The organism is Hallella faecis, from assembly GCF_018789675.1.
In the GTDB taxonomy this organism is placed as follows: domain Bacteria; phylum Bacteroidota; class Bacteroidia; order Bacteroidales; family Bacteroidaceae; genus Prevotella; species Prevotella faecis.
In genome coordinates this window covers 1-16615 of the sequence record NZ_JAHKBE010000057.1, presented here as the reverse complement: position 1 = coordinate 16615, position 16615 = coordinate 1, and the positions used below count along the sequence as shown (strand labels likewise).

The following is a 16615-nucleotide window of genomic DNA, read 5'->3' as shown; positions in this document are numbered from 1 at the left end:
GAACAGCAAAAAAACTTCAAGTTTTTCTTGCGTAGAAACATAGAATGCACACCCTTCTCCGTTGGTGAGCATACGAGTTAATATTACCTAACCTTTTGACCCTTGCCATTGATGATAACACCTCTACATTCTGAGTCCTTGCAGAGGTAGAGGTCATAGCCTATGGCTTTGATGCTACTATATACAGGAGGTGTGATAATCTTACCTTCTGGAGACATCAGACCGTACCAATCATATTCTGTCTCGTACTGTTTGCAGCGAGCGACTGCATGTATAGGAGATGGCACAGAATTCATTTCTTCACTTGTCACGTTGCCTTCATCGTCATAGTTCTTTGTTGACTCATAACGCAACTCGTTGGTCTCGTATGTCAACTGCTCCACATTGTAGATATAGAAGTCATTGATGAGCTTGCCCTGCAAGGTATATCTGCGAATAATATGGTCGGGAGTAATCTCGGTTATCATTTCATCCAATATACTGTATTTAGCTTCGGCGAATGGAAAAACAGTACCCATAGAAGCGTTCAACACACTTTGCTTTTTGCCCTGAGTGACAATCCAGAAAGTATCGACAGGCTCTATTGCATCATACTTGGCAGTCAACACCCAGTTTCCCTGCTTGTCAATCAGACCTACAGTGTTGAGGTCGCTATTTGCAATAACACAATGATTGTTGTGAAACACATAGCCGTCATACTCTGGATTGTATGGAGTCTTGAGGTCTATGGCTACTTTTCCTTTCGCATCAATGAACTTCAGCCATCCATTATCATCGACACAAGCCAGACCGTCGGAAAATATCCACGCATGGGCATACTGAGGCTTGATAGCTACCTCACCAGTCAGAAGGCTTAGATAACCACGTTTGTCTCCACTCTTGTAGCAAGCCAGCGTGTCCCTACCCAACGGCTTGAATAGCCAGTCAATATCTGTAACAGTCTTCTTGCCGTCAGCATTCTTGACATAGCCAGGGTTGTCATACAAATGGAAATAGGTGACTCCTTGGGAGAGTTTCATGGTATCATAAACACATTCTTTAGCTCTGCACTTCCAAGGGAGTTCCTCATAGAACGCATGACAAACACTATACACCACAGCAGCGGTCAACATCACCATAATGACAGCAAAGGACGAACCGACAACACGGCGTATGAACTTGCCATACTTGGAGTCGTCGTTCATGCCAAATATTGTCGTAAACCAGTTGGCTATACTGGCAAGGATGGCGGTGAATCCATGCCAGAACAATACGAAAGCTCGTTTCATGGATGTCGATTTCATTTGTTTTCCTCCTCATCAAAGGCATCATCAGCCATGTTTGCATATAGGTTGCGGCGCTCTGATTCTGATGCCGGAGCCGCACAACAACCTTTCATCTCTGCTGTCTTCCACTTTGCCAGACGACCGAAGAGATTCATACGGGTACTACTGTCTTTCTGCATCGAAGCACGTGTTCCCTCATTGCTGTAGTCAAAGTTTCGGGCATTGCGGATAGACATTGACATGGCCACCTCTACAGAGTCTTGGTTGGCTCCCATATAAGTAAATGTCCATCCTTTGCCACGTAGCCGTTCCACAAGTTCCTTAATGGTCTTGCCGTTATACTCGCGAGAGGCATTCTCCATACCATCCGTGATAATGGTAACGACCACCAAAGCATCCTTCATGCCCTGTACATGCTTGTGCATACCAGTTAGCGTCATGCCCATAGCGTCATAGAGTGGGGTTGTACAACATGGCTGGAAATCCTCTATATTCAGAGGCTTGGCTTCTGCCACAGGAGTTTTGTCATACAAATGCTTTGTCTCACAACTACAGAATGTCACCAATGACACGAAATGATCCTGAGTGTCGGCAAACTTCTCTTGCGCTTTTTTTATGCCAGCTAAGGTTTCGTTGAAGCCTTCAACGGCAGCTTGGCGTATACACTCCATCGAACCGCTACGGTCGAGGATGATTATATTGAAGACCTGGGTCTTCTGGATTTCTTTCTTTACTTCCATTTTCTTTTATTTTTATATTGTTAGTCAAATGAACGCATAGTCTTGATGAAGGTTAATCGTACCATGCCAAGAATCTCTATCGCCTTGTCAAGGCAAGTTTTCAAACTCTCCTCGCCATTATAATAGAACTCGCAACCTGCCGAGACATTCTTCAATGTCTGGTCTATATAAACCTTGGCAAGCTTGATTTCGCGAGTTATCTTGTTGCAGACTGCAAGGACTTTGGTTTCTTCCCCTTCATTAACCTCATACATTTGGGGGAATACGACAACAAGATAGTCTTCATCGTCTGAACTTGATCCCATCACATAGAACGTTTTCATCTGATAGCGGATAAATATGTCACCTTCATCATCAATCTGAGGCTTGAACCCTAGAGACTGTAGTACTGAGACTACCATTTCATGTCTTGTCATAATACTTGTCGTTTAGTCGTTGTTATCGTTATCGGAACTTTCATCGCTCTCGCCATTATCAATCTTTTCAATAGAGTCGCGAGCGAACATCAAAGCAGCAGCAAGGTGAAGAATCATATGACGGATCACCTCCTCCAGGTCTTCGTTGCCAAGAAGGTCACGTTCGTAGAATAGCCAGAGCCCCTTGCCAAGGGTGTATGCCTTGACGTATTTAAGGGAGGAGTTGATTTTCTCTTTAAGTGCGTTATAGCCTTCCTTGTTATCTTCCTCCAGATCGTAAATGCCTGGAACAGAGATATTGAGGAAGTCCTCATCATCTTCGTTGTACATATAGAGAAAGTTGATACCCTCATAATAAAAGTGATAACCCAACGATTCGTTGTCTTCCAAGTTAAAGCCCAAGTTTTCAAAGGCTGCCAAAATCTTTTCTTTCATCTGATTTAATTTTTATGGTTATTACTATTGTTATCTAAAGCCTATGGTTACAGGTTTGAGTCCTTTGTCCTTTGGGGAGAACTCGCTCCTCACACGCTCATATTCTCGAAGTGACTTGGTGCTAACAGAAGGACTTCTTGTCGCTATGATTTCTTCCAATACTTCTTGCGTGATACCTTGTTTCTTTCCGTCAGGGCTCTTGATGGTCTCGTTGAACTTCTTGCGAGCTGCCGACTTGACGATGTAGCTGATGTCAGAGCAGTTGTAGCCGTTGGTCAATTCAGAAAGATGGGTTGTGTCAATATCGCCTTCTGTGGGGAGTTTCGACAGTTCCAAGGCAAACAGACTCTTGCGTGCTTCTATGTCAGGCATGTCGATATACACCATTTCATCTATACGTCCTGTTCTCAGCACCGCCTTGTCTATGCGTTCTGGATGATTGGTAGCTGCGAGGACATAAACGCCTTTGTCGGAGGCATTGTTGAGCATGCACAGAAACTCATTTACCTCGCTGTCATAATGTTGATTGCCCTCCTCGCCCGAACGTCGTGGCACCATAGCATCAAACTCATCAAAGAAGAGCAAAGTAGGAGCGTTCTTCTCTGCTTCCTTGAAAACCTCGCCAATCTTCTGCTGGGTTCCGTGAACCCAAGTGCAAGCCAAGTCATCGGGAACGATCTTCATGAAATTGATGCCGACCTCCTCTGCCATCTTCTCCGCAAAGAAGGTTTTTCCACATCCTGCCGGGCCGTAAAATAGCATGGACGGAGGCTTGATGCCATAGACTTCGGCACATTCTCGGTTTTGGAGTACGTTGATGAACCCTTCCGTCACTCTCTGCTTCAGTTCGTTCATGCCGGCAACATCACCGAAACCATTGCCTTTCTTCTTTAGTGGAGTGGGGTTCTGCTCTACTGCTTCTTTGGCAACCTTTCTGACCTGCTTTTCTGCTGTGTCGGAAGGTTTCTGTCCGCAGATGCGGCGCAACCAGTCTTTTTCTGCTTCTGTCGTATTCATGTGCATTCCTCCTCGTTTCGTTAGTTGTACTTCTATAAAGAAAGATGGGTAGAACAAGCATCTTCTATCATCATTCTTTTGTTTGACTGAAAAAAATCCCTTTCATCATCGTATGATAGCCATCATAGTCTGATGAAAGGGACTGAAAGATTTTGTTATCCTGCAATCTTTACACCTTGTGAGTCGGTGGATTATCCCTCCACTGTTCTATTATCCGCTTGCACCCTTCCACAATATGTGAGGCCACACTCTGATACACGGCATCAGTCTGATAGTGCGGATCCATAACTGCGGTATCTGTACCAAATGCCAGTTTGTCGAACATGACAATCCTGTTCCAATTCGCATAGTCAAGCACACGGGAAATGGCATTACGGTGTTCCGCATCAAAGATAACAATGCAGTCTGCCTCCTGCAACTTCTCATGCGTGATAGGTGTAGTCATTCCTTTAAGGTCATAACCCAGTTCGCTGGCAATTCGTACCATATTAGCGTCACGAGGGTTTTCTCCCCAGTCCAATGTGCCACGAGAGAACACTTCGATATTATTCATTCCCTCTTGTTCGAGCATCGATTTGAGTACACACTCGGCAAATGGACTTCTGCATGCATTGCCCGTGCAGACAAAGCAAATGGTATATTTCTGTTCCATGACTATTCTTATTATGAGGTTATTACTTTTTGTTGTTTCTCTTGCTTTGCTCGTTGATGACTTGCTTTCTTCGCTTAAACTCCTCGATGGGCATCGGCTCCTTGCCATCTCTCTCCGTGAGCTTATCATAGAAGGCATTAAGCACACGTAATATCTTTGAGGTGCCGTGGCCGCTTTCCTTCAGGTAGCCTTGCAGGGTCGGCGGCTCCTTTCCCTTATCTGCGCCATAGAACACCCAATAGGTGCTGAGAGCGATGTCTGTACGGTGCAGCCCCATGGCACAAGCGATATAGAAACCGCCTCGGTCGATGCGCTCACAAAAATCAGGAAACAACGACACCATACTTTCAACGACATCGGCACGGTTATCAACAGGGTAGTAGAAATACTCCATACCGTACTTTTCACAAAGGTTTTGCATACGTTGGTTCATGCCGTCATTACGAAGGTCAATGATCGTATGAACGCCTACGTCCTTTATAACTGGCCAGGCATAGCCCAGACTGCGTGATGACATCGTCTTTCCCCTTACACCTCCGTATGCAGGATGTATGTCGGGAATGTTGAGTGCAAGTATTCTGTTGATGTTCATAGTGTTTTTGCTCGTTCTGTGTTTATTATTCTACTCTCAAAGCTGGAATTTTATTCTCGCTATTTTTGCCTATATGCCATCCGTCACACCATGCGCATTTATAGACAGAGAAATGAACGCCATGTTTCTTTTCCATTGCTTCTGCAGCCTTTTCCGCAATAGACTTTGATGGATATGCCACCTTAGGCTTACCACTTCTTCGGGAGATGTGGCTGTATTGACTGAATATGCCAAAAGCATTGTGCGTGACGAAAATGTTTCGCCATGCGCCCTTTCTCGTCAACTGATTCCATATAGCCAGCATAAAGTTTTTTGTATTCATAGTCCTCATTTTGGTTACACATAATAAAACCTCTCATAGTTGAACCGTGACAACTCACTTTGCGTGGTGTCCAATGCCTTCAAACGTTCTGGTATCTCATGTAGAGGTGTACCATTGTCCAGAAGCCTTCTTAGTTGTGTAAACATGAGACGGTTTGTCTTGTCCATGCTATCCTTATCAGTAACCACACCATACTCTTCTGCTTCACTCATCTCAGATATGATCATACCTGAGAACAAACCGTGCAGCCCTTCCTTCTTGGCAAACTCCATGGCATGACACCATATACCGATGATGTCTCCACAATGCTTGCGAAGATAATAGGCTTGCGAATGCCCTACGATAATACCGTCAAAGTCTTCCTCCTTATCATTCTTGCGATAGTATAAACCTTTATCTGAACCATGACCAAGCAGCATGATACGCTCGCTTGGAGACGTGTGGTGAAGCAGATGTCCCATCTCTTTGTTGGAGCAATCCGCTTCAATCAACCGTGCTCCCAACCCTTCATAAAGGATTGAGAGCATTTCGGTCGTTTTATCTGTCGGATGTATCACTAACATAGTCTTTCTTTTTATCTTGTTTATGATAATAGGGAGGGAAAAGTAACCTCTAATCTATCACTTCATTGGCTTGACATCATCGAAAGTCATCTCTTTCTCTATCAAGAAAATCTTTGGTCAGTTTTACCTGTCTTTTGTTTGCAAGACACAGATGTTCCTGCAAGTTCTTCTTGACAGCATTGTTGTCTATCTTTCCTCTCTTGTAGTTCTTGATGAGCAGATTGATATTTTCGAGTTTGCTTCTTAGCAACCATTCAAACAGTGTACCTTGCTCACGAGGCAGATCGGAATACCACTCGTCGATGCCGTCACGATGTGCCCGATAGGTGGTTAGCGTGTACATATAGTCATCATAAATGAGTTTAGTTGTCTCTTTGTCATAACACAGATCCGCCAGTTGCTTATATGCCTCTATCAACCGATAGTCAACTGGCATGACAGAACGCCAGGCAGCCATATTCATATCGGCTTGGGTACCACAGCTGTATGTTCCCATGACTCCATCAATCACCCGAAATAGTTTTTCGTAACTGTTAGGTTCTTGCCATTTGCCACCCGTTTTTTCATAGAAGTGCTTCATCTGCAATCGTGCTACCTCATGCCAGACAAAGGATGCGCTTGCTTCATCCATACCCGAATTGACCATACTTGCGTATGAATCGAACAGGGCAATAACGATAGAAATGGTGTCTTTGTAGTCTTTTGTAATCCACTTGTTATACTCTTTATTGTCCATGCCCAAGTCTTCCAAACCGTAGCTACCAGTTTTGCTATACGCTGTATCAGCGATGGATAGCAAGGAGTCAACCGTATGTTCTGAACAAGTAACGTATGCCATCACTTTTTTCTTGTCAACATCCAGATGTTTCAAGACAAATGGAATGCTGTCTTTAGCAACCATCACCGTATCGGATTCCTGATTATCCAATCTGCTTTTGTTCCCCTTACAGGAAACTACGGAAAGGACAATCAGAAACAATACCGTCATTTTGAATATTGTAGTAGTTTTCATGTTGTTCATTTTTGTTATTCAATATCTATTCTTGCCACCTCATCCACATTCTTTATCCTACGGATATTGTCAATGGCTTGCTTTAGTTCGTTGGAAGAATGCACCTCAAAATCCACCGTGGTTTCCACAATGCGGTCTTGGGTTACTGTATGGAGTTCCGAAATGGATAGGTTCTGTTGCTCTGTAATGCAAGCCACCACATCGCTGAGCAGATGATGGCGGTCGATACCACGGATGCAAACACGAACGGGGAAAAGGAATTGTTCGTTCTCCTTGAAATCCACAGCTACAATGGTATCGCCCTGCTTGGATGCCTGACAGATAGCGGTGAGGCAGTTGCGCTTGTGAAGCGTAATCTGTCCCTCGGTATTCTTAAAACCGACGACTTCGTCTCCCGGCAACGGATGGCAGCAGGTACAACGTTTATACTCCATCTTTGGACGGTCGGTGAAGAAACTGCCCAAACTGCGCTTTGCCTTATAGGTCAGCACATGGTTCTGCCAATCTGCTTCTGGTACTGCATCCTCTGCAGTACCTATCTCTACACAATCGCCACGATGGAGCATCGTCTTCACAGAGGACAGTTTACCGTTGATACGTGCATACACGGCATGAAGTCCTACTTCGGTATGAATTTCGAAGGCAAAATCGAGTGCAGTGGCATACTTGGGCAGTACGATACATTTGCCCTTTGGCGTGAAAGCCATGATGTTATCATGGTAGAACGATGCCGTCACACCATCCATGTAGTCCATCTCGTTGGTGTGGTAGGCTATATCCTTGAGCACAGCCCTGAACTTTTCCAACCATGCCTTCAGGTTTTCCTCCGTGCGTTCAGCAGTACAGCCAAGGCGGTTGTTGCGTATCATACGTTCAGACGAGATATGCACTTCCTCCCATTGTCCCTTTGGATTGAGAAACTTCACATGGAAACTCTGGTAGCCGTTCTCCTTCGGAGCGTTGATATAATTGACCACAGAACAAGGACGCTCCTTGAAACAGTCGGACAACACGGCATAGATATGCAAGCTCTGCTTCTTTTCCTCCTGTAGGCCGTCAGCCTTGTAGATGATACGCAGGTAATGCTTGCTGTCGATATGTTCGAAATCACAACATTTGGACTGCATCTTGCGCCAGATACTGTAAGGTGAGCGCATACGGAGCTCGATGCGTGCGTCAATGCCGTTAGCTTCAAGTATCTCCTTAGTCTTGGCGATAAAGACATCCACATCTGGCTTCTCCGACAGCTGAAGTTCAGCCAACTGTTTCTCTATTTGTTCATACTCACGTGGACAGCGATAGCGGAACGACAGATTTTCAAGTTCTGTCTTTACGTTATACAAACCAAGGCGATTGGCAAGAGGGGCATAGAAATAATCAGTCTCCGAGGCAATCTTCATCTGCTTGTCAGGGCGCATACTGCTTAGCGTGCGCATATTATGAAGTCGGTCTGCCAACTTCACTAGTATGGCACGCACATCAAACTGTACAGACGATAGCATTTGGCGGAAGTTATCCACCTGCTTCGACTGGTCATACTGGGCTTTCTTCTGCTTCGTCACGACACCGACAAGAAATGCCACATCATCACCGAAACGTTCACGGATCTCATCTATACTGTACGGACAATCCTCCACAACATCATGTTGAAAAGCTGCCATAACAGGGTTTGCTCCCAGCTCCAGCTCTTCTGCCACAATGCGTGCCACGGCAACAGGGTGACTGATATAGGGTTCACCCGACTTGCGCAGTTGGTCTTTGTGAGCATAAGCTGCAAAGTCGTATGCTTCATGCAGCAAGTTCATCTGCTTCTCGTCCACTCGTTGAGCCATCAATGTGAAGATAGCGTCCACATCGGCTTTTATCTTCTTTTCATACTTCTCATTCATAGTCTTTTCATTTTTATCGTTCATTATAAGAGAGTGGAAGAGTGGTTGATATTATATCAACTTTCTTCAGAAAACATGAGATTTTTTGCACAAGCATTTCTGCCTCCTTTGGCTTGGGCATGTTTTCTCTCGCAAGCGTCACCTGAATGTTATAGACAGCGGAATCCTTTGTGGTCGCACTGTGTGCATAGCTAAGTGATTTCAGCTGACACCATTCTAATCTTACCAAGGAGTCGCAGACTATTGTTTCCTGTGTAGTGGAGACAGAGTCTGTCGGTATAAATGGTTCCTTGTCATCGTAGTCGTAAATGACAGACCCGTTTTTCAAAGCCTTGATATGGGTGCGTACTTGGCAGTTCTTTGCTTCTATTAGTTTTACTTCCAGTCTTTCATCAGATTTATAGTCGTACTCCAAGAGGTGCTCTTCTACCATTTGACAGATACTGTCCTGTAGTTGATGGCTAATATGATTGTCTTTACGATACTCGTTATTACAGATGTCATAGAGGGTGTAATATCCGTTCTTACGCATTTCCAACTCGCCAAACCAATGTCTTGCTGTATGATAGACAAAGGCATCATACTCCGGTTTCACCAACAGGCCGTATCTGTCACGCAGTCCTATCTTCCCTGTTTTCTTGTCCTCTATACAGAAAATGCCAGGATAGGTGTCAAGTGAGTAATATCCAGTTCTGCCCACATTGAAGCATGTATGTTGGTTGTTGCCTATGGCTAAGCTTGGCAACAATATTCCCATATAGATGGCAGACACAACGGCCAACAACAGTTTCTTCTTGTATTGGTAGAAAGCACTGCATACATAGGCAACCATGCTAAAACTGATGCCTAACATGGACATTCGCAACAGTCCGGCATGGGTTTGGGCAAAGAAGAATATCAGCATAGATATAACCAACACCCACATTTTCCCTTTCTCCAATCCATAATATCTTTTAAGCAGATGGAAACTCATTGTCGGAGCCACGACACTGGCAAACAGGCATAGTCTCGCATTCATAGTGAGACCTGCATACAATGTGCCTATTGTTATCAACAGTAGGGAACAGAATGTCCTTGCGGTTTTATCCGTCCAAAGCAGTTTGCCAAGCGTGTCTGTCCATGTCAAGGTGTCTGTCTGACAACCCTTACGGAAGATATTGACGAGGAAGACTACCAAAGGAACTACCCACAACCATGTAGCCACAGCTAAAGTAAGCCCTACATACCACCATCGGTTAAAGTCAAGGTTCAACAATGGAAATACTTTTGAGGCGAGCTCACTAAGTTTTATGTCAAGTTCTGTACTGATAGCAAAGACTGTCAATCCCATGAACAGCAGTCCTGGAATCCATGATTTCTTTTCCCTATGGTAAAGCGTGAACGAGAGCAGCAAGCGTGACATAATAAGTAACATCACAATCCATGTTGCAGGGGTATCGACCCATGCTATTCTGCTTCCCAATGCGGCTATAGTCCACAATGAACAAATAGCCAAATCAAATTCTAATAGTATCTTTCTCATCTTGTCTCTCTTTTATTCTATTTCAATCAATATTGCCGTATAGTTGTCATCACCTTGTTTTTGACAGAGAAAGTCAAATACATCGAGTATATCTTCCAAGGGCTTGTCGTCCAACATCCTTGCTTGTAGGATGTCGGGGGCCATGCTCTTGTACAAGCCATCAGAACAGAGTAATATCCTGTCTCCTTTCTGAATGGTGAACTGCCTAATGTCGGGAACAGCGACTTCTGGACGGTAGCTGAAGAAACAGCGTGACACAATTTCCCATCCGAAGTCAATGCGCACATGGTCCTCGGTCTGGTAAAGTAATCCCTCACTTTGTCTTAGCAGATAGCAACGGCTGTCGCCCACATGGGCTATTGTCGCCTTGTCACCTTCAATGCTGACCATGACCATCGTAGTACCCATCTCTGCATGGCTGAGGTCATAGGATTTCTGGTTGATGGCATTACAAGCCTTTCTGCAAGCCATAACAACTTTTTGGTCACTGTCTGGAGTGTCTGTATTATCCTGCCAGTTTTTTGAAATAGCATTGCAGACAGCCTCACTTGCCACCTCGCCAAAGGAATGACCTCCCATGCCGTCACATACTATGCCCATGAAGCGATTGTGCTTTGGCATTTCCAGGACGTTAAAGCAATCTTCATTATTGCTTCGCCGACCAGTCTTGCTGATTGTCGCATATTTGATTTTCATTATCTTTTGTTTTTATGTTTATATCGTTTTTGAGAAAGAAGTAACCTAATGATACTCACTCAATATACTTTTCCAGACTAATTTCCATATCTAACATTTGATGGCTGATATTGGTGATTATCATCTTTTCAGCTTTTGCAATTCGCTTGTTTCTGAAGGACACATTGAACGTATTTAGTACAACCAGGAACAAAGTCGGGTAGAAACATTGCTCTATCAGACTCATGCTTGTTCTTGTATGTAGTAACCATGCCACTATTCCTGTCAACACAAAAGTCAAAACGAAGTACCAACTATTGGATGGCAGTTTGTTGTTGTCTGGCTCTTGGAAACTCTGCTCCATAGCTTCTGTCATAAAATCCAAGGCTTTGTCGGGAGCTGCATTATGAAAACTCTGGAACCACATACCTTGCGCTAATACACCTTGTGGCCACTTGGCAATCTCCTTTTGCATTTTTTCTGTGAGTCGCTGCACATCCACCTTGCCGTTGAACTTGATTTGTCGTTTGGCTTCAGACAACACAATATCATGGATGTCATGCCACTGGCTCCTGAATATCTCTTGTCGTTGTATTTCCATTGTGAATAGACTTTTATAATGTCGCCAATTCCTCTGCGTATGGTATGCCAAACACATCGAGATAACAGCACTTGATTTCTGATGCCATTGTCGTAAGGATGCCTGTTGTGCGTTGGCGTTCATGATCTGCATTGAAATGATTGTCGTTTATATTGCGCTCAATCTCTGCCAAACGCAATCTCTCATCTGTCAAACGTTGACGACTCTCACCACACTTGGCACTCTTTACCTCATTAACCTTAATAGCGATATTGGCATTCATCTCATGCAACCGTTCATCCAGCTTGGTATGTATCTCCTTCAAAGCTGCATTTTTGCTGTCTGTAAGCATACGGTCGACCATTTCGTTTTTGCCGTTCTTAATCTGTAACCATTCAATGAGTCCACAGATTATAATCCCCCAACCGCCTGTGACGATTTGGATGACCATCCATTGCCACACGCCATTGAACACCGCCTTGCGGATAAACTCCATCCATGCGGTATGTCCTCCTGCACAGTTCTTCACGATGGCACTGGCATCGCCTACGCAATAGGAGATGACGGCTTGTAACCAGTCTTGGTCTTCTTGCTTGCCCATTTCTGGTCTTTCCGTAAGGGTATCTCCCAGACGTGAAAACAGTCCAGCCACATTGACCAAGTTAGTGTTTACACTCTGTTCTGCTTCGCCGATGGCATTCTGAAGGACGGATTTGTTCGTTTCCATGAAATGATCTATCTTTTCAGAGATATGATCGGCAATGATTTGTGAGAAAGGCTGGAGCAGGCGTTTCATGTCTTCCATGCGCTCCTCCTTCGACTTGAACAGATTTATGTTACTTACTGCCAGGGAAAGGTAGTCTTTCATACCGAAGCGTATCTTCTCATGCAAGATTGCCAAATCGACCTCCCACGTGCTATCCACACTGTCAATGGCATTGCGGATAAGCAAAGCTATGGTATTTTGAAGTTTCAGCGTGCAGTTGTCGAAAGCGGTTTCTGTAGCTTCCAGTCCTGTCTCTATCTCGTTAATGATGCGCTGGCATTCAGCCTTCTGTTCCGCAGTCATTTCTGCATTATGCTCGTAGATGGCCAGGTCTTCACGCACCTTTTCCACAGCATCATTATAGGTGCCAAGCAATGTACGGAAGACTTTTCCGTATTGTGCCACACAACGCTCATCGGTAGAAAGAAACTCCAGCAGAGCCTCTTCGAATGGAAGGAACTGACTGCGTTGTAGCTTCAGTTCAATCTTTTCTTGTGAGAGCGGCACGTCTTTTTGCAGGTCTTCATCAAAGGTCATACCTCTTCTTGCATCCAAGGCTAATAACGAGGATAGTCCGAACACTCGCTTGTACATCAATGCTTCGTCAACGCTTCCGTCAGCCTTGGTCAAGCACCCTTTCACATCCTGTCGTACTCGTTCAAGAGCTTGTTCTCGCTCCACATTGGATGCTATAAGGTCTATCTTGTTCAGAATGAAGAACACATTGCCCGGATTAGCCTTGAAATTATCATTGAAGTATTCACGGTCGGTTTCCGCAAAGCCACGTTCGCCGCATACATAGACGATGGCTTGAGCCTTGGCAGCAATGTCAAGTGCCAGTTCTGTTGCCACTTCCTTATCTTCCAACCCTGGAGTATCTACAATGTTAACTCCATTCTGCATCAATGGCAGTGAACATCTGATGATGGAGTAGGCCACATTCCTGAAACTAGGAACATTACCTGTAGATGCCAATGCTTCTGTATCTGCTATGCCATAGCGATAGGTCTGCATGAACTCGTCCTTGCTAATGTGCTCTATTCTGCCATGTGTAACGCTTCCGTCTTCATTTACGATATCCTTATAATGTATCTCCACATCATCTTCTTCGCAACCGAACTGGACGAATGTGAGTATGGCGGTGCTTGGCAATGCAGATTCTGGCAATACCCTACTGCCTAACAGGGCATTGATGAGAGTACTCTTGCCTGAGGTGAATGTTCCCATGACAACTATACGGAACAGCCCGTCTGTCACCATTTGTGCTTCTTCACGGCATCTGTAGGATTGGAGTATCATACCCAAACCTATCTCATTATTGCCAATTACCTGTCGTTGTCCTGCCAAATCCGCCATAGTGTTGAGGGCAGTAACAAGTCTTGTATTTTTATCTTTACTCATATTTACTAAAAACTTATTGTTGTTTACAAACAAAAGAAACTCTCAAAGTTGCGATGGTTGACACTTGTGTCCTTATAGGCTCTTTGCTGCAATATTTCGGGAATCTTACATAGCGGTACATGGCTAGCCAACAGCTTGCCAAGGGTGCGGTAGAGAGTATAATTCGACCTTTCAATATACATATCAAGGGTAATTTCTCCATAATTTTCAGCATCTTTAGCATTAAAGAAGAAAGTGCTGGCAAATAGTCCATGAAGACGATTCCTACGTGCGAACTCTACTGCATTAGGCCATATTCCAATGATATTTCCATTGTGTCTGCGAAGATTGTAGGCATGTATTCTGTTCAGCACGATCTGTGGAGTTCCAATCTGACAGTTTGCCAGACGTTGTACCCACACTGGATGATCCAAATCACTCGGACTGATTTCAAGCACATCGTTAAAACGCTCTCTATACAGTTCACGGCAATCACCATAACCAATTATTAATATGGGTTCTTCTTTGGGCGTTTGCCAGAGTAATTGTCCAATGCCACGTTCATACCATTCGTCCTCTACCACATGTACATTAGGCATATTGGCATATATGGTCTCTGCCAAAGAGGTTGATTTATCTTTAGGATGTATCACCAACATTTTGCACTTCTTTGATTGTTATACTTAGTTCATATCCAACGTGATTTCCATGCCTGACTCAGAAAAATGCACTCCAGACAAGGAAAGATATGCGAGAACATTCTTTAATTCGGTAACGTTCTCTGGATATACATTGATGCGTTTGCTGTCGGTGTCTATTTCAATGCCTTGGGGAATCTGCTTCTCGATATGGGTAATAGCACCAGAAATCAGTAGAGATATTGCCTTGCTACATTCATACGACATACATATAACATCCTTGCGCATTGCTTCAATTCGTACTGCAACACTAATTGTAGGGATGAACTTATGTGGAGTGTATTCGATGGACAAGGTCTTATCATCCACCTGCTTTATGGAAGGACGAACTAAGTAGTGCTTCTCTACATAGTTGGACACTTCTTCGTAATAAACTGAAACTTTCATAGGCTGACTGTTTTGTTATTCAAAGGCAAAGACAGATATGCAGCGTCTGCACTTTAATGTATTGTTCTGACTGATGCCCCATTTAATTTCTACATTTTTGTTGGCAAACATGGTCAAACAATCACTTATCCCTTCCATTTCATCCATCATCAATTCCTCTCCTTCTTTATAGGATATTGAAACAATGATATTTGAAAGTTTGTTTGAACAACGTTTCCGAATCTCTGCCATTGCATTATTTGTGAGTTCTGTGACAGAGGCATTGTCTTCATTTCTTATAGCCACTATAGGACGATGGCTTTCTGCAAATGCCTTGAAGTCGTCCCAGTCAAGATTTATAAGCCCAGAATGTAAAGCTATGTCATCGATATATGCCTTTGTGATTTGCCACTCTCTTGTTATTACTTGTATCATGCCTTTTTTGTTTTTTCTTGTAATTCTGAATTTTCTAATACCCTTTCTTCACACAGCGACAGGACTTCTTGTTTGAAGTTCTCTTCTGTAACCAACTGTTGGAGTTCTTCTATTGTCTTGCACGCATTGATGAAGACTGAATGGTCATGTATGACTCCATCCCTTCCTTTGAACTGCAGGGTTATAGCGATTGAATATAGAGGTGGCTCTATATCCATTCGCATGACCGACACACCCATTTTCTTGATAGGTGTATGGTTAGATGCTATATTCATTGTGGCATGAACCATCTTGTCAAATGGTAATGTCTTGTCTAATTCAACAAGGAAAGTTTCATCATGCAATACTTGAGAAACAAACTTTGCATAGTTTTCCACGTTCTTCAACAAGTTCACTGTCAAATTGTTACTTATTGTAATATCTTTGCTCATCTTATTCGATTTATTTTATAATAAAAGAGGAATGAAAGTTTGATGCTCTATCAATATTGGCACCAAACTTTCTTGATTATTTCGCATTCTCTGCCCACCATTCCTTAACCGCCTTGTTAAAGCGTACATTCAGTCTGGAATACTTGGTGTCAACCCATGAGCGTTTTCTTCCGATACGTTCAGCCACTTCAATCGGTGCAGTGTCTTCAATGAAACGGAGTGTCCATACAATACGCTCTTCTTCGGTCCATTTCAATTTCTGAGGTATTGTATAGAGAAAGTCCACCACCTTCTTCTGCAAGTCTTCGTGGTTCAAGTCAACCCCCAACACATCAGCCAGTGGGTTAGCATTGCTCTTGCCCTCTTGCCAAACACAGAAGTCCTTGGCAAACTCTTCTGAAACTTCAATGACACGAGGAGTCTTGTCACGCAGAACCAGTTCCTCATATCCACGGTCACTACGGATAAGGCGGTCTTTCAAATCTGCTTCGGCTTTTTTCTGGAGTCTGTGCAGATCTTCTATTTTCAGACAGAAAGACTTCATCATCTTTTCTTCAGTATTACGTTTTACCAAAGTGGAGAAAAGGACATCCTTATACAAACCATTAGGCATTGTATCGTTCAAGATGTATTCCCACATTTCTGGTGCTATAGAAAGGCCGAGAAGACGTGTGTTCCCGGCAGTACGCTCGCGTGTGACGTTGATAAGCTTCATATCTTCAAGGTATCTTATCAGTTCATGTTGAGCGACCTCGGAAAGCCAACAGAAGAAACTGCTCTTGCGTGAGTATTTGTCGAGTATACTCGGCGCACCCGACAAACCCTGTGGAGTAGGCCGTGCAGATGCTAACCCAAAACT

The 16615-nt window shown here is 43.9% G+C and carries 20 protein-coding genes; all 20 read right to left on the bottom strand.

Features of this window, described 5'->3' with window-relative positions:
- Nucleotides 1-83 precede the first annotated feature (83 nt).
- The 20 genes from KM934_RS10935 to KM934_RS10840 all read right to left on the bottom strand — a co-directional run bounded on the left by KM934_RS10935 (nt 84) and on the right by KM934_RS10840 (nt 16471).
- Entirely contained in the window at nt 84-1283 is a 1200-nt protein-coding gene (locus KM934_RS10935; protein ID WP_252344979.1) for a WG repeat-containing protein, read from the bottom strand.
- Complete coding sequence (locus KM934_RS10930) at nt 1280-2005, bottom strand: vWA domain-containing protein (RefSeq protein ID WP_215760642.1); 726 nt, start codon at nt 2003-2005, stop codon at nt 1280-1282. Before KM934_RS10930 ends, KM934_RS10935 begins: the two co-directional genes overlap by 4 nt.
- 20 nt (nt 2006-2025) lie before the next feature.
- Entirely contained in the window at nt 2026-2421 is a 396-nt protein-coding gene (locus KM934_RS10925; RefSeq protein WP_094465813.1) for a T3SS (YopN, CesT) and YbjN peptide-binding chaperone 1, read from the bottom strand.
- A gap of 12 nt (nt 2422-2433) precedes the next feature.
- Entirely contained in the window at nt 2434-2856 is a 423-nt protein-coding gene (locus tag KM934_RS10920) for a hypothetical protein (protein WP_094465811.1), read from the bottom strand.
- Nucleotides 2857-2886: 30 nt separating this feature from the next.
- Nucleotides 2887-3873, bottom strand: coding sequence for an AAA family ATPase (locus KM934_RS10915; protein WP_215760641.1), 987 nt, complete (start codon nt 3871-3873; stop codon nt 2887-2889).
- 169 nt (nt 3874-4042) lie between these two features.
- Entirely contained in the window at nt 4043-4525 is a 483-nt protein-coding gene (locus KM934_RS10910; protein WP_215760640.1) for an arsenate reductase/protein-tyrosine-phosphatase family protein, read from the bottom strand.
- Between the two features lie 22 nt (nt 4526-4547).
- Complete coding sequence (locus KM934_RS10905) at nt 4548-5117, bottom strand: hypothetical protein (protein ID WP_215760639.1); 570 nt, start codon at nt 5115-5117, stop codon at nt 4548-4550.
- 25 nt (nt 5118-5142) lie between these two features.
- Complete coding sequence (locus KM934_RS10900; protein WP_215760638.1) at nt 5143-5439, bottom strand: hypothetical protein; 297 nt, start codon at nt 5437-5439, stop codon at nt 5143-5145.
- Nucleotides 5440-5453: 14 nt separating this feature from the next.
- On the bottom strand, nt 5454-6002 hold the full coding sequence (locus tag KM934_RS10895; RefSeq protein ID WP_215760637.1) for a hypothetical protein: 549 nt from the start codon (nt 6000-6002) through the stop codon (nt 5454-5456).
- A gap of 76 nt (nt 6003-6078) precedes the next feature.
- A complete protein-coding gene (locus KM934_RS10890; RefSeq protein WP_215760636.1) occupies nt 6079-7014 on the bottom strand; it encodes a hypothetical protein in 936 nt (311 codons plus the stop codon).
- Nucleotides 7015-7028: 14 nt separating this feature from the next.
- Nucleotides 7029-8903, bottom strand: coding sequence for a RelA/SpoT family protein (locus KM934_RS10885; RefSeq protein ID WP_215760635.1), 1875 nt, complete (start codon nt 8901-8903; stop codon nt 7029-7031).
- A gap of 13 nt (nt 8904-8916) precedes the next feature.
- On the bottom strand, nt 8917-10425 hold the full coding sequence (locus KM934_RS10880; RefSeq protein WP_215760634.1) for a hypothetical protein: 1509 nt from the start codon (nt 10423-10425) through the stop codon (nt 8917-8919).
- 12 nt (nt 10426-10437) lie between these two features.
- Complete coding sequence (locus KM934_RS10875) at nt 10438-11121, bottom strand: PP2C family protein-serine/threonine phosphatase (RefSeq protein ID WP_215760633.1); 684 nt, start codon at nt 11119-11121, stop codon at nt 10438-10440.
- Nucleotides 11122-11176: 55 nt separating this feature from the next.
- Nucleotides 11177-11701, bottom strand: a complete 525-nt coding sequence (locus KM934_RS10870) for a hypothetical protein (RefSeq protein ID WP_215760632.1) — start codon at nt 11699-11701, stop codon at nt 11177-11179.
- A gap of 13 nt (nt 11702-11714) precedes the next feature.
- A complete protein-coding gene (locus tag KM934_RS10865; protein WP_215760631.1) occupies nt 11715-13847 on the bottom strand; it encodes a dynamin family protein in 2133 nt (710 codons plus the stop codon).
- A gap of 23 nt (nt 13848-13870) precedes the next feature.
- Nucleotides 13871-14485, bottom strand: coding sequence for a hypothetical protein (locus KM934_RS10860; protein ID WP_215760630.1), 615 nt, complete (start codon nt 14483-14485; stop codon nt 13871-13873).
- Between the two features lie 24 nt (nt 14486-14509).
- A complete protein-coding gene (locus tag KM934_RS10855) occupies nt 14510-14911 on the bottom strand; it encodes a hypothetical protein (RefSeq protein WP_094387979.1) in 402 nt (133 codons plus the stop codon).
- Between the two features lie 15 nt (nt 14912-14926).
- Entirely contained in the window at nt 14927-15325 is a 399-nt protein-coding gene (locus KM934_RS10850) for an FtsZ/tubulin family protein (protein ID WP_215760629.1), read from the bottom strand.
- Entirely contained in the window at nt 15322-15756 is a 435-nt protein-coding gene (locus KM934_RS10845) for a hypothetical protein (RefSeq protein ID WP_215760628.1), read from the bottom strand. The genes KM934_RS10850 and KM934_RS10845 overlap by 4 nt, the downstream gene beginning before the upstream one ends.
- A gap of 76 nt (nt 15757-15832) precedes the next feature.
- Nucleotides 15833-16471 carry a hypothetical protein gene (locus KM934_RS10840; RefSeq protein WP_215760627.1) on the bottom strand — a complete coding sequence of 213 codons (639 nt, stop codon included), beginning with the start codon at nt 16469-16471 and terminating at the stop codon, nt 15833-15835.
- Nucleotides 16472-16615 lie beyond the last annotated feature (144 nt).